General features: G+C 72.2%; 12 protein-coding genes. 8 read left to right on the forward strand and 4 right to left on the reverse strand.

Going from position 1 to position 13,555, the window contains the following annotated elements:
* The 3 genes from HPY23_RS04770 to HPY23_RS04780 form a co-directional block, all read left to right on the forward strand.
* Positions 1-616, forward strand: a 616-nt coding sequence (locus tag HPY23_RS04770; RefSeq protein WP_200646906.1) for a cell wall hydrolase, incomplete at its 5' end; no start/stop codon positions are given.
* A 418-nt stretch (positions 617-1,034) separates the two neighbouring features.
* Positions 1,035-2,525 carry a carboxypeptidase M32 gene (locus HPY23_RS04775; RefSeq protein WP_091886168.1) on the forward strand — a complete coding sequence of 497 codons (1,491 nt, stop codon included), beginning with the start codon at positions 1,035-1,037 and terminating at the stop codon, positions 2,523-2,525.
* 216 nt (positions 2,526-2,741) lie between these two features.
* Positions 2,742-4,421 carry a methyl-accepting chemotaxis protein gene (locus HPY23_RS04780; protein WP_091886171.1) on the forward strand — a complete coding sequence of 560 codons (1,680 nt, stop codon included), beginning with the start codon at positions 2,742-2,744 and terminating at the stop codon, positions 4,419-4,421.
* Positions 4,422-4,568: 147 nt separating this feature from the next.
* Here HPY23_RS04780 and HPY23_RS04785 read toward each other — a convergent pair whose 3' ends face one another.
* Positions 4,569-5,360: a class II glutamine amidotransferase gene (locus tag HPY23_RS04785; RefSeq protein ID WP_060845623.1), complete on the reverse strand. Its 792-nt coding sequence runs from the start codon at positions 5,358-5,360 to the stop codon at positions 4,569-4,571.
* Positions 5,361-5,836: 476 nt separating this feature from the next.
* Between HPY23_RS04785 and HPY23_RS04790 the strand changes: the two genes are divergently transcribed.
* Entirely contained in the window at positions 5,837-6,217 is a 381-nt protein-coding gene (locus HPY23_RS04790; RefSeq protein WP_091886174.1) for a response regulator, read from the forward strand.
* A 140-nt stretch (positions 6,218-6,357) separates the two neighbouring features.
* Here the strand turns inward: HPY23_RS04790 and rpsU are convergent, their stop codons facing one another.
* Positions 6,358-6,660, reverse strand: a complete 303-nt coding sequence (rpsU, locus tag HPY23_RS04795) for a 30S ribosomal protein S21 (protein ID WP_060845625.1) — start codon at positions 6,658-6,660, stop codon at positions 6,358-6,360.
* Positions 6,661-6,978: 318 nt separating this feature from the next.
* Complete coding sequence (locus tag HPY23_RS04800; protein WP_091886176.1) at positions 6,979-8,193, reverse strand: polyhydroxyalkanoate depolymerase; 1,215 nt, start codon at positions 8,191-8,193, stop codon at positions 6,979-6,981.
* A gap of 283 nt (positions 8,194-8,476) precedes the next feature.
* Between HPY23_RS04800 and HPY23_RS04805 the strand changes: the two genes are divergently transcribed.
* Positions 8,477-9,130 (forward strand): glutathione S-transferase family protein, encoded by a 654-nt coding sequence (locus HPY23_RS04805; protein WP_091886179.1) that lies wholly within the window; start codon positions 8,477-8,479, stop codon positions 9,128-9,130.
* Positions 9,131-9,190: 60 nt separating this feature from the next.
* On the opposite strand, the gene chrA is transcribed toward HPY23_RS04805, so the two are convergent.
* Positions 9,191-10,576, reverse strand: coding sequence for a chromate efflux transporter (chrA, locus tag HPY23_RS04810; RefSeq protein WP_244537570.1), 1,386 nt, complete (start codon positions 10,574-10,576; stop codon positions 9,191-9,193).
* 137 nt (positions 10,577-10,713) lie between these two features.
* On the opposite strand from chrA, the gene ruvB reads away from it, so the two are divergent.
* The 3 genes from ruvB to ybgC all read left to right on the forward strand — a co-directional run bounded on the left by ruvB (position 10,714) and on the right by ybgC (position 13,395).
* Positions 10,714-11,763, forward strand: coding sequence for a Holliday junction branch migration DNA helicase RuvB (ruvB, locus tag HPY23_RS04815; RefSeq protein WP_089504291.1), 1,050 nt, complete (start codon positions 10,714-10,716; stop codon positions 11,761-11,763).
* Positions 11,756-12,703, forward strand: a complete 948-nt coding sequence (locus HPY23_RS04820) for a metallophosphoesterase (protein WP_091886185.1) — start codon at positions 11,756-11,758, stop codon at positions 12,701-12,703. Before ruvB ends, HPY23_RS04820 begins: the two co-directional genes overlap by 8 nt.
* Positions 12,704-12,978: 275 nt before the next feature.
* The gene (gene ybgC / locus HPY23_RS04825) at positions 12,979-13,395 is read left to right on the forward strand and encodes a tol-pal system-associated acyl-CoA thioesterase (RefSeq protein ID WP_091753548.1); all 417 of its coding nucleotides are present in this window, start codon (positions 12,979-12,981) and stop codon (positions 13,393-13,395) included.
* Positions 13,396-13,555: the final 160 nt, after the last annotated feature.

Here is a 13,555-nt window from a genome sequence, read left to right on the forward strand (position 1 = left end):
GGCGGTCCCCCGCGCCGTCGCCCTGTCCTCGACCACCCCGGCCCCGGCCGAAGCGACCCCGGTCGAGATCGCGGCCGGCGGCCAGATCTCGCCGCGCCTCGACCGCGACACTCGCGCGGGCGTCACCACCGCCGCCCGCATCGCCCCCGAGGCGCTGCCGAGCGACGACGCGAAGCGCCGCTACGCCGACCTCATCACCCCGGAGAACGCCGAGAAGGAGCAGCGCTGCCTCGCCGAGGCCGTCTACTTCGAGGCCCGCGGCGAGCCCGAGCAGGGCCAGGCGGCGGTGGCCCAGGTGGTGCTCAACCGCGCCAAGAGCGGCCTCTACCCGGCCAACATCTGCGGCGTGGTCTACCAGAACCGCCACCGCTACATGGGCTGCCAGTTCTCCTTCGCCTGCGAGGGCAAGTCGCTGCGCATCACCGACGACGCCTCCTGGCAGACAGCGACCCGCGTCGCCCACGCGGTGGTGGAGGGCCGCACCTACCTGGCCGATGTCGGCGGGGCGACCCATTACCACGCCGACTACGTCAAGCCGCGCTGGTCGCGCCGCCTGCGCAAGATGGACGTGATCGGCCGCCACATCTTCTACCAGCTGCGGCCCGGGCAGACCTGATAGAGAGCTGCAGGCTCCGATAGCAGAGGTGGGACGAGGCGGAATTTCGCGATTCGGTCTTCACGGTCCGAGGCTCGGAGGCTTTGGGCCGACCGGCAGCTCCGGAGCGGCGCGCGGGTTCTGATGGCAAGCGGACGTCGCCATCGTTGCGATCTCCGCGCCGGGCCGCGCGCAGGTGGTCGAGCCCTGCCTGGACCCGCTCGACCTGCCCCGCGCGGTCGGGGTCGCGCTCCTCGTCGGCGGTGTCGTACTGATCCGGCGGTGACCGGGCGGGGCTGCAACCGCCGGGCTCTCCGGCGGTCTGGATCGCCGTGGTAGCGATCTCCGTCTTCGCGCGGGGCTCGAACGTCCGCCTTGCCAGGAGCCGGGCCGCCGTCCGACAACCCGACGACGATGTCCCTCGGACCCGGATGTTTCCATGCAGGCCTACCGCGCCCTCGAAGCCACCTTCGCCCGCATCGGTGCCCTCGAGGATGCCTCCGGCATCCTCGGCTGGGACGCGCAGACGCTGATGCCGGACGGGGCGGCGGAGGGGCGGGGCGACCAGATCGCGGTCTTGCGCGGCCTCGCCCACGACCTCCTGACCGATCCCGCCACCGCCGACCGGCTCGCGGCGGCCGAGGAGGAGGGCGGGCTGGACGACTGGAGCCAAGCGAACCTCACCGAGATGCGCCGGGCCCACACCCACGCCGCGGCGGTGCCGCGCGACCTCGTGGAGGCCGGCTCCCGCGCCGTGTCGCGGGCCGAGATGACCTGGCGCGAGGCGCGTCGCGCCTCCGATTTCGCCCTGCTGCGGCCCGACCTCGCCGAGGTGCTGGCGCTCCAGCGCGAGATCGGCCGGGCGAAAGGAGAGGCCCTTGGCCTCTCCCCGTACGACGCCCTCCTCGACAGCTACGATCCGGGCCTGCGGCAGGCCGCGATCGACCCGGTCTTCGCGGTGCTGGAGGCCGAGCTGCCCGGCCTGATCGCAGAGGCGCAGGACCGCCAGGCGGCGGCCGGGCCCGCGCCCGTCCCGCAGGGGCCGTTCCCGGTCGAGGCCCAGCGCCAGGTCGGGCTCGCCCTGATGCGGGCGGCGGGGTTCGACTTCCGGCGCGGCCGGCTCGACGTCAGCCTGCACCCGTTCTGCGGCGGCGCCACCGACGACGTGCGCATCACCACCCGGTACGACGAGGCCGACTTCGCCCGCGCCCTGATGGGGGTGCTGCACGAGACCGGCCACGCCCTCTACGAGCAGGGCCGCCCCGCCGCCTGGCGCCGCCAGCCCGTGGGCGCGGCCCGCGGCATGAGCCTGCACGAGAGCCAGTCGCTCACCCTGGAGATGCAGGCCGGGCGCAGCCGCGAGTTCGTCGCCTACCTGGCGCCCCTGGTCCGCGAGGCCTTCGGCGGCACCGGCCCGGCCTGGGAGGCCGACGCGCTCCACCGCAACTACACCCGGGTCGTACCGGGCTTCATCCGGGTCGATGCCGACGAGTGCACCTACCCGGCCCATATCCTGCTGCGCTATCGCCTGGAGCGGGCGCTGATCCGCGGCGAGATGGAGATCGGCGACCTGCCGGGCGCCTTCGATGAGGGCCTGCACCGGCTCCTCGGGCTGACCGTGCCGGACGACGCCCATGGCTGCCTGCAGGACATCCACTGGCCGGGCGGCGCCTGGGGCTACTTCCCGACCTACACGCTGGGCGCGATGATGGCGGCCCAGCTCTTCGACGCCGCCTGCACGGCCGAGCCGGACCTGCGCCCCGGCCTCGCCCGGGGCGACTTCGCCCCCCTCGTCGGCTGGCTGCGCACCCATGTCCACGCCAAGGGCAGCGCGGCCGGCACGCAGGAGATCCTCGCCGCCGCGACCGGGCGGCCGCTCGATGCGGGGGTGTTTCTCGACCATCTGCGCCGACGCTACCTCGATGCCTGACCCGGTCCGCCCGGGCGGGGATCGACTTGCCTTCGTTCTGCTTGACCAGTCGAGCGAAGTCATGACATGAAACTCGGGTAGAGCCAGCGAATTGACGATCCGATGTCATCGGATCGTCATAAAATTAGAAGATCTATATTAGACGGATAAATTTAATACTGTGTAAGGCTCTGGCGACGTATGGGCCCGCCATCCGCTTCTGCGTTGGTGCACCCCATGCGTTTCACCCTGGGCAAGAAGCTCGGCCTTCTCGTCGGGCTGCCGATCCTCGTCGCCGCCGGCATCGCCGCCTTCGCGGTCTCGCTGTCCCACAACGAGCAGCGGCGCGCCGGCGCCGTGGAGGCGGCCTGGGAGGCCGCGCTCCACACCCGCAACCTCGCGCAGGCCATCGAGCACGTCGTGGTGACGGTGCAGACCTTGGTGGCGGCCGAGGACGTCGCCGAGGCCCGGCAGAAGTTCGGCGCCCTGCGCACCGCCCTGGAGGCGCTCGAGGCCGAGCGCCCGGCCTTCTTCGCCTCCCTCCAGCCCTATCTCGACGAGGACGAGGCACGAAAACTCTCGCTCACCCTCCAGGAGTTCCTGGCCTACCAGCGCGACACGGCGGAGCTCGGCCAGACGCTGTCGCCGAAGGCCGCACAGATCCAGGCCGCCGACGAGGCGACGATCAAGAGCCGCGAGCGGATGGTGGCGCGGATCCTGAAGCTCGGAGACGCGGTGCTCGAACGCCTCCAGGAGGAGCGCGAGGCGGTGGCCAAGGCGCGCCGGCGCGAGGCTGTCGCCCTCGTCGCGGTGCCGATCCTGGCCCTCCTCCTCACGGTCGCCGGTGCCGTCTGGGTCAGCCTGACCCAGCTGCAGCGTCCGCTCCACGCCCTGCGCCGCACGATGCAGGCCCTGACCGACGGCGACCTCGCGGTGGCGGTGCCGTTCACCCGGCGGCGCGACGAGATCGGCGAGATGGCTTCCTCGATCGCGGTGTTCCAGGCGGCCCTGCGCGAGCAGGGAGCGACGCAGGCGGCCGAGCGGGCCCGCGCCGAGGTCGAGCGGCAGCGGGCCGAGCGGCTGGAGGAGGCCTGCCGGGCCTTCGAGGCCCGGGCGGGGCAGGCGGCCGAGGCCCTCGACGCCTCGACCCGCGAGATGGAGCTGACCGCCGACGTGCTGTCGCGGGCCGCCCACGAGGTCGAGCAGCAATCGGGCGCGGTCACCGGCGCCTCCGGCGTCGCCGCCCGGGCGGTGGCCGAGGTCGACGGCGCCTTCCGGCACTTCTCGGAATCGGCCGTCGGCGTCGGAGACCGGGTCGGCCGGACGAGCGAGATGGCGAGCGCGACGCTGGCCCGCAGCCGGGCCACCGCCGCGACGGTGGAGCGGCTGGTCGCCGCCTCGGCCGAGATCGGCGAGGCCGCCGACCTGATCCGCACCATCGCCGACCAGACCAACCTGCTGGCGCTCAACGCCACCATCGAGGCGGCCCGGGCCGGGGTGACGGGGCGCGGCTTCGCGGTCGTCGCCTCCGAGGTCAAGGCGCTCGCCGGCCAGACCGCGGCGGCCACCGACCGGATCGGCGCCCAGATCGCCGCGATCCAGGGCGCGACCCGGCACACGGCGGAGGAGATCGGCGCGATCACCGATGCGGTGGCTGAGACGAGCCGGCTCGCCGAGGAGATCCGCGGGGCGATGCAGGACCAGGCGGTGACGAGCGCCGGCATCGGCCGCAACATCGACCGGGCCGGGACCGAGGCCCGCAGCGTCGCCGACAGCATCGAGCAGGTCCGTGCCGCCTCGCTCGCCAGCGCCGCCCAGTCGGACCAGGTGAGGGCGGTGGCGGGTGTGCTTGCGCAGAACTCGGCCCTGCTCGCCGAATCGGTGACGGCGTTCCTCGGCGAGGTGCGGGCGGCGTGAGCCGTCGGTCTCCGGAAAAGCCGGATCGGGGCGAGGATCGCGCCTGCCCCAACCGAGCGAGCGGGAACCGACGACCGCCGCCTGCCCGGTCCCCGAGACCTTCGCTGGCGGTGATCCGGAAAAGGCCGCCGACGTGAGCGCCGGCCCTCAGGCCGCCTTCCTGAACCCCGCCGCGTCCGCGCCGAGCATCTGGATGGGCTGGCCCGGGCGGGCGATCAGCGTGCCGCCCTTCGGCACCTCCGACCAGCCGGTGCGCAGCCCGTCGATCGGCTCGGAGACGACCGCGAGGCCGGTCGCGGTCTGCCGCCAGTACAGGCTCGGCGGGCGGCCGTCGCAGGCCCAGCGATAGGCGGTCAGGCTCTCGCCGTCGGTGAGCACGGCGGTGAAGCGCAGAGGCTCGTCCACGCCGGCCTCGTGCATCAGGCCGCGGGCGGCCGACAGGCTCGCCGCCATCGCGCCGACCGGGTCCCGGTCGAGGCCGTGCGCGAGAGCCAGCAGGAAGAGCGCCTCCGAATCGGTCGAGCCCTGGCGCGCCTCGTAGAGCGCGTCCGGGATCAGCGCCTCGAGCCGCCGGCGGATGCGCGCGTAGCCGCCGATCTGGCCGTTATGCATGAACAGATGGCGGCCATGGGCGAAGGGGTGGCAGTTCGCCCGGGTGGTCGCGGTGCCGGTCGAGGCGCGCACATGGGCGAAGAAGGTGCGGGCGCGGATCTGCCGGGAAAGGCTGCGCAGGTTCTCGTCGGACCAGGCCGGCCGCACATCGCGGTACAGGCCGGGCTCGGGCCGCTCGCCGTACCAGCCGATGCCGAAGCCGTCGCCGTTGGTCTCGGTCTGGGCCTCCGTCGCGTGCAGCGACTGGTGCACCAGGGAGTGGGTCGGCGCGCAGACGAGTTCGTCGAGATAGACCGGATCGCCGTGGTAGGCGAGGAAGCGGCACATCGGCTCTTCACCTCCCGCGGCGTGTGCCGGTCCCGCCCGGGACCGTGCCTCGTCCGCCGCCTTCATGGAACGGTAACATTCGGCGTCCGACGGTGAACAGTCCGTTAATGCGGCGCAGCATGCCCAAGGTTCCCGCACCTGCTCGTGCGGCAGGCAATGGCGTTGCGTCAGGAGCCGGCATGCGCGTGGCGCATCGGCCGTCGATCCGAACTGGACCTGTCGCCTGGATCAATGTCAGGATTGAGTCGTTGACGCTCGCGCAGGCGTGTTCGCGTCGTCGGCTTGCGTCCGCGTTCCCCCGGCTGGCGCCTCCCCGGCGTACCGTGCCGGGCCCGATCCCCGTCCCGTCGGTCGATCTCCGCCCTCGCCCGGGCGGGCTCGCGCGTCGTCGGGCGCCGATCGATCCGTCCATCTCCCGAGTACTCGCGAGGACCCGGGACCCCGACGCCACTCACATAAAACAAACAGGAGGCCTTATGGGCAGAGCAGCACCCACCGCTCCGATCGCCGTCGTGGTGGAGGACGACGAATCCGTCCGGGATTTCGCCGCCGCGATCCTCGAGGAGACCGATCTCGACGTCATCGCGTGCCGCAGCGCCGCCGACGCGCTCGCGGTGATGCGCGAGCACGGCTCCGAGGTCGCGCTGCTGTTCACGGAGGTGCAGCTCGCCGGCGAGATGGACGGGGCCGCGCTCGCCCGCACGGTGGAGCGGGACTGGCCCGACGTGCGCGTGGTGGTGACCTCTCGGCCCGGCGCGGCCCAGGCGGTGCCCGACCATGCCGTCTACATGCAGAAGCCCTGGCGGCCCCTCGACGTGCTGGTCGAGGCGGAGCGGGCCGCGCATGCGTCGGCCTGATCCTGCGTCGGCCTGATTCGGCTTCGGCCTGACCAATGAAGAAGAGCCCGCACGCCTCGCGGCGTCGGGCTCTCGGGATGGCCCCACCCGGAAAGGCGGGGCTTCTTGATGCGGCCTCCCGGACGGAGACCGGCCGGCCCTTAGGCCGAGGTGGCCGGAGCGGCGGCCGGGGCGGCAGCCGACGGGGCCATGCCCGGACGACGCGGGCCGCCGACGCGGGGCTTCGGCTTCGGAGCGGCGATCAGACCCTCGCGGATGGCGGTCTTGCGGGCCTGCTTGCGGGCGCGGCGCACGGCCTCGGCCTTCTCGCGAGCCTTGCGCACCGACGGCTTCTCGTAGGCCTTGCGCTGCTTCATCTCGCGGAAGATGCCCTCACGCTGCATCTTCTTCTTGAGGACGCGGAGGGCCTGATCGACGTTGTTGTCCCGAACGAGTACCTGCAAGGGTGTGTGTCCTTTTTGTCTAAATCCGAAAACGTGGCCGACCTTGCGCGGAACGCGCCCGGATGGCTGCCTGCCCGACCAACCGAAATGCGCCCCGCGGCCCGGACCTCGCGGACCGGGAGGGGCTTGGGTCGCATCACGGTCGCACCGGAGCCCGGCGCAAGCTGTCGACGCACGGTATGCGCCTGATCGCGGCCTTACACCACTCCGCTACCACTTCCAACCGCGGAGTGCTCGCCTGACCGAAATTTGAGCGGGTGCGGGGCCACTCGGGCGCCGCCGCGCAGGCTCCCGTACCTAAGCCGGACCTGGGCCGGATCAAGCGTTGGCCTGGATGAAGCTGCGCACGAGCGGATAGGTCTGGGCTTCCCACTTGCGGCCCGAGAACACGCCGTAATGGCCGACGCCGGCCTGGAGGTGGTGGCGCTTGCGGAAGGGTTTCAGGCCGGTGCAGAGATCGTGGGCCGCCACGGTCTGGCCGACGGCGCAGATGTCGTCGCGCTCGCCCTCGACCGTCATCAGGGCGGTCTTGCGGATCGCCCTCGTGTCGATCGGTGCGCCCCGGTAGGTGAGCCGGTTCTGCGCCAGCGTCGCGTCCTGGAACACGGTCCTGACCGTCTCGAGGTAGAACTCCGCCGGCAGGTCGAGCACCGCGAAATACTCGTCGTAGAACGTCTCGATCTGCGCCGCCTTGGCGGCCTCCCCGTCGGCGAGGTGCCAGTAGAGGTCGAGATGGCCGTGCATGTGCCGCGCGGCGTTCATCGACATGAACGCCGTGACCTGCATGAAGCCGGGATAGACCCGCCGCCCGGCGCCGGCATGGCGGCGCGGCACGGTGGCGATCAGGTTCTTCTCGAACCAGTCGATCGGGCGGGACGTGGCGAGCTCGTTGACCTTGGTCGGGTTGACCCGGGTGTCGACCGGGCCGGCCATCAGGGTCATGCTCGCCGGATGCGCCGCGTTGCGGCTCTCGGCCATCACGGCGGCGGCGGCCAGCGCCTGCACGCAGGGCTGGCACACCGCCACCACGTGGGCGCCCGGGCCCATCGCCTCGAGGAACTGCACCAGATGGGCGACGTAGTCGTCGAACCCGAAGCGGCCGGCGCTCACCGGCACGTCGCGGGCGTTGTGCCAGTCGGTGATGTAGACGTCGTGATCGGCCAGCAGGGTGCGCACGGTGCCGCGCAGCAGCGTGGCGAAGTGGCCCGAGAGGGGGGCCACCACCAGCACCCGGGGCTGCTCGCTGGCGATGTCCTTGCGAAAGCGCAGGAGCGTGCCGAACGGGGTCGCGAGCACCCGCTCCTCGGTCACCGGCGTCTCGCGGTTGCCGACCCGCACCGACGCGATCCCGTAGGCCGGCCGGGCATGGGTCAGGCCGGCCCGCATCATCATCCGGGCGGCGGCCGACACCCAGCTCGCGGGGGCGCCGTAGCCGGCCCGCATCCAGGGCTCCGTACCCGCCTGCAGCGCATGGCCCCAGGCGCGGGTGGCGCGCGCCATGTCCGACTGGACCTCGAAGGCATCGTAGAGCATCGGCGCTCGCTCTCCCTCACGGACACGCGCGGGGAGCGGCCCTTTCGCCGAGCGTATGGCAAGGCTCCGTCCCCCGCGACCGGACTTTCGGTGAAGGGCGGCCTGCGCCGCTCCGCCCCCGCGCGATGCGATGCGCGTGCCAACGCGGCGCCTGCCCGGTCCCGATTCCGCGTCGGGCCTTCGACCTTCGGCCGGCGCGGCCGCGAGCGGCACGAGTCTTGGATCGCGTCCGGTGCCGAAAGGCGAGGGTGGGCCGCGCGAAACCGGCCCGGGGGAGGACCGGATGGCCGAGGCGACGCTGACGATTTCGAGCCGCAACTACTCGTCCTGGTCGCTGCGGGGCTGGCTGCTGTGCCGCATGGCGGGGCTCGACGTCGCGGTCGAGATGCTGTCGGGCGATCCGGCGAGCCGGGCCGAGCTCCTGCACCTCTCGCCCTCGTTCCTGGTGCCGCGCCTCACCCACGGGGACGTGCGGGTCTGGGACGTGCTCGCCATCGCCCAGTACCTCGCCGAGGTGCGCCCGCAGGCCGGGCTTCTGCCCGGATCCCTGCCCGCCCGCGCCTGGTCGCACGCTGTCTCGGGCGAGATGCATGGCGGCTTCATCAACCTGCGCTCGGCCCTGCCGATGAACCTGCGTGCCCGCTACACCGACTTCAAGCTCTGGGGCGGGGCCCAGGCCGACATCGCCCGGGTGGTCGAGATCTGGCAGGAGGCGCTGCGCGCCCACGGGGGGCCGTACCTGTTCGGCGCGCGCCCGGTGGTGGCGGACGCGATGTACGCCCCGGTCTGCACCCGCTTCGTCACCTACGGCGTCGCCCTGCCGCCGGACTGCGCCGCCTATCGCGATACCGTCATGGACTGGGACCTGATGCGGGACTGGATCGCCGCGGCGGAGGACGAGCCCGAGGAGATCGAGGAACTGGACATGGAATTCTGAGGAGCCCTTCGGTCTCTCCCCCGCGGGACGCGGGACGGAGTGCCGGACCATCCCGCGCCGTCAGATCGCCCCCGCCAGCCGCAACCCCACCCCCGCCGCCGCGCAGGCGCCCAGCACCGGGATCATCCCGGCCCGGAAGCGGAAGACCGCCACGATCGCCGCCAGTGCCAGAACCAGTGCCCAGGGATCGAGGCTCGCAGGGACCGGCACGTCGAGCCGCAGCGGCCCGAAGGCCAGGGGTCGCACCTCGCGAAACAGGGTGTGGAGCGAGAACCAGACCGCGAGGTTGAGGATCACCCCCACCACCGCCGCGGTGATGGCCGAGAGCGCGCCGGCGAGCGCCGTGTTGCCGCGCAGCCGCTCGACGAAGGGCGCGCCGACGAAGATCCACAGGAAGCAGGGCGCGAAGGTGACCCAGGTGGTGAGAAGCCCGCCCAGCGTGCCGGCCGCGAGCGGCGAGAGCGCCCCGGGCGCCCGGTAGGCGGCGAGGAAGCCGACGAACTGCGTCACCATGATGAGCGGGCCGGGCGTGGTCTCGGCCATGCCGAGCCCGTCGAGCATCTCGCCGGGTTTCATCCAGCCGTACTGCTCCACCGCCGCCTGCGCCACGTAGGCGAGCGCCGCGTAGGCGCCGCCGAAGGTGACCATCGCCATCTTGGAGAAGAACACCGCGATGCGGGAGAAGACGTCGTCGGGCCCCAGAACGAGGAGGAGGGCGGCGACCGGGGCGAGCCAGACCGCCGCCCAGACCGCCAGGGTGAGAAGCATGCTCCGCCAGGACGCCCGCTCCCGCGGCCCCGCATCGTCGCCGAACAGGTAGGAGCCGTTCCCCGCCGCCGCGGCGTGGCCGCCCCCGGGGCGGAACGCCGGATGCCCGGCCCGGCCGCCGAGGAAGCCGACGATCCCCGCCGCCACCACCACGACGGGGAACGGCACGTCGAGGAAGAACAAGGCCGCGAAGGCGGCGGCCGCGAGCCCGGTCATCGCCGGGCCGCGCAGCGCCCGCCGGCCGATGCGCTGCACCGCCTCTAGCACGATGGCGAGCACCGCGGCCTTGAGGCCGAAGAACAGCCCGGCCACCGGCCCGGCCTCGCCGTACAGCACGTAGATCCAGCTGAGCGCCATGATGGCGAGGAGTCCCGGCAGCACGAACAGCCCGCCGGCGAGAAGGCCGCCCCGGGTCCCGTGCATCAGCCAGCCGACATAGGTGGCGAGCTGCTGCGCCTCCGGCCCGGGGAGCAGGGTGCAGAAATTGAGGGCGTGCAGGAAGCGGTTCTCGGAGATCCAGCGCTTCTCCTCGACCAGCACCCGGTGCATCACGGCGATCTGCCCGGCCGGCCCGCCGAAGGACAGGGCGGCGATCCGGGCCCAGACCGGCACGGACCCGGCGAGGGTCACGGGCGGTGGGGCGGCCCGGTCGCGCGCGGCGGGCTCGGTCGTCGTCACGGGCGTCGGCACTCCGAGTCGGGGGAGCCGGAAAGTAGCGCGATCGGTCGCGTTGTGCGACAGAACCCAGCGAGTACATCCGGCGAACGGGGCCGCCGGCCTCGCGCCGCCGACACGAGCCACGCGCCAGGTTCCGCTTGAGCAAGCAGCCCAAAGCCCTCCTCACCCCCGAGCGCCGCGAGGACGACACCGACGCCTCGATCCGGCCGCTCAGCCTCGCCGACTTCACCGGCCAGAAGGCGGCCCGCGCCAACCTCCAGGTGTTCATCGACGCGGCGAAGAAGACCGGCCAGGCCCTCGACCACGTCCTGTTCGTCGGCCCGCCCGGCCTCGGCAAGACCACGCTCGCCCAGATCGTCGCCCGCGAGCTCGGGGTCAACTTCCGCTCGACCTCCGGCCCGGTGATCGCCAAGGCCGGGGACCTCGCGGCGCAGCTCACCAATTTGGAAGAGCGCGACGTCCTGTTCATCGACGAGATCCATCGCCTCAACCCGGCGGTGGAGGAGATCCTCTATCCGGCGATGGAGGATTACCAGCTCGACCTCATCATCGGCGAGGGCCCGGCCGCCCGCTCCGTGAAGATCGAGCTGCCGAAATTCACGCTCGTCGCCGCCACCACCCGGGCGGGGCTCCTAACCACGCCGCTGCGCGACCGCTTCGGCATCCCGGTCCGGCTCGAATTCTACGACATCGACGAGCTCGAACTCATCGTCAGCCGCGGCGCCCGGGTGCTCGGCATCGGCATGGCGCCGGACGGCGCCAACGAGATCGCCAAGCGGGCGCGGGGCACGCCGCGCATCGCCGGGCGGCTGCTGCGCCGGGTGCGCGATTTCGCCATCGTCGAGGACGCCCCCACCATCACCCGCGCCATCGCCGACCGGGCGCTGCGCCTCCTCGACGTCGATCCTGCCGGGCTCGACACGATGGACCGCAAGTACCTCAACATCATCGCCCACTCGTTCAGCGGCGGGCCGGTCGGGGTCGAGACCATCGCGGCGGCGCTCTCCGAGCCGCGCGACGCGATCGAGGAGATCATCGAGCCCTACCTGATCCAGAAGGGCTTCGTGCAGCGCACGCCGCGCGGCCGGGTGCTCACCGCCCACGCCTTCCGCCATCTCGGCCTGCCCGAGCCGAACCGCGACCCCACCGTGCAGTTCGGCCTGTTCACCGGGGACGAGGATGCGTGAGCAGGGGAGGGGTTACCGCCTCTTCACCCGTCGCCGCGTGCTCCAGGGGGCCGGCCTCGTCGCGCTTTCGGGCGCGACGACCGGCGCCTACGCCACCGGGATCGAGCCGTTCCGTCAGGTCGTGACCCGCTACGCGATCCGCCCCAACACCGCCGCGCCCTGGCCTGCGGGGCTCTCCTTACGCATCGCGGTGCTGACCGACATCCATGCCTGCGACCCCTGGATGAGCCTGGAGCGCATCGCCGGCATCGTCGAGACCACCAACGCGCTGCAGGCCGACCTCGTGGTGCTGGTCGGCGACTTCGTGGCGGGCCAGCGCTACGTCACCCGCTACGTGCCTGCCGCCGAATGGGCGCCGGTGCTGAGCAAGCTCAGGGCACCGCTCGGCGTCTATGCGGTGCTCGGCAACCACGACTGGTGGGAGGACAAGACCGCGCAGAAGCGCGGCGCCGGACCGACCATCGCCGGCACGGAACTGACCCGGAACGGCATCCGGGTCCTGTCGAACGAGGCGGTGCCGCTCGCGACGAAGGCCGGCCCGGTCTGGCTCGCCGGGCTCGAGGACCAGCTCGCCCTGCTGCCGTCCGCCAGGCGCCACGGCCACAAGCGGGTCGGCCTCGACGACCTGCCCGCCACCCTGGCGGCGGTGCCGGACGGCGCGCCGATGATCCTGCTCGCCCACGAGCCCGACATCTTCGCCCACGTTCCGGCCCGGGTGGCGCTGACCCTGTCGGGCCACACCCATGGCGGGCAGGTGCGGCTGTTCGGCTGGTCGCCGGTGGTACCGTCGCGCTACCCCCGCCGCTTCGTCTACGGCCATGTCCGCGAGGCGAGCGACCTCGTGATCTCCGGGGGGCTCGGCCTCAGCATCGCGCCGATCCGGTTCGGGGTGCCGCCGGAGATCGTGGTGGTGGAGCTGGGGGCGGATGCCACCGTCTGACAGACGGCTTGACGTGATCGTCTGCTCGACGCGCATGTCTCGCCCTCTCTACGCCCCATCCCATCCACGACCTCATCCTGAGGTGTTGGTCGATCGGAGATCGACTGACCTCGAAGGAGGGCTCTGGGGATCGCCGAGGCTTCTGGAGCTCTCCTTCGAGGTCAGTCCATCGTTGATGGACTGACACCTCAGGATGAGGTGGAGGGTGGGACAACAGAATTCCTCGCAAACCCTCGCAAGGGGAGCACACGTTGAGCAAGAAGGATGATCGCCGCGTGACCGAAACCCTGCCCCCGGACGCCCACGCCCTTCCGGTGCGCGTCTACTACGAGGACACGGATTTCTCCGGCTTCGTCTACCATGCGAGCTACCTGCGCTTCATGGAGCGGGGGCGGACCGAACTCTTGCGCGGGCTCGCCGGCGACCAGTCGGAGCTGCACCGGGAGGCGGACGGCCTCGTCTTCGTGGTGCGGCGCATGACCCTCGACTACCTCAAGCCCGCCCTCATGGACGACGCGCTCACGGTGCTCACCGCCACCCGCGAGCTGCGCGGCGCCTCGATGCATCTCGACCAGGAGGTGCGCCGCGGCGACGAGGTGCTGGTGCGGGCCGAGGTGGTGGTGGCCTGCGTGCGCGACGGCCGGGCGGTGCGCCTGCCGGAGGCCCTGCGGCGGCGCCTCGGCCGGCGCTGAGACGACACCTGCGGACTCCGCTCACCATTCCTTAACCCTGCCGGGGGCTTAACTCGCGGCGGGCGAGCGCTCCGTCGCAGGGCGCGGCCCATACTTTCGACAGATTCGGGCGCGATCGAGACACGATACGACAAGCCCCGATCCCGGTTGGAGTGCCAGC

The sequence above is a fragment of the Methylobacterium ajmalii genome (assembly GCF_016613415.1).
Classification (GTDB): domain Bacteria; phylum Pseudomonadota; class Alphaproteobacteria; order Rhizobiales; family Beijerinckiaceae; genus Methylobacterium; species Methylobacterium ajmalii.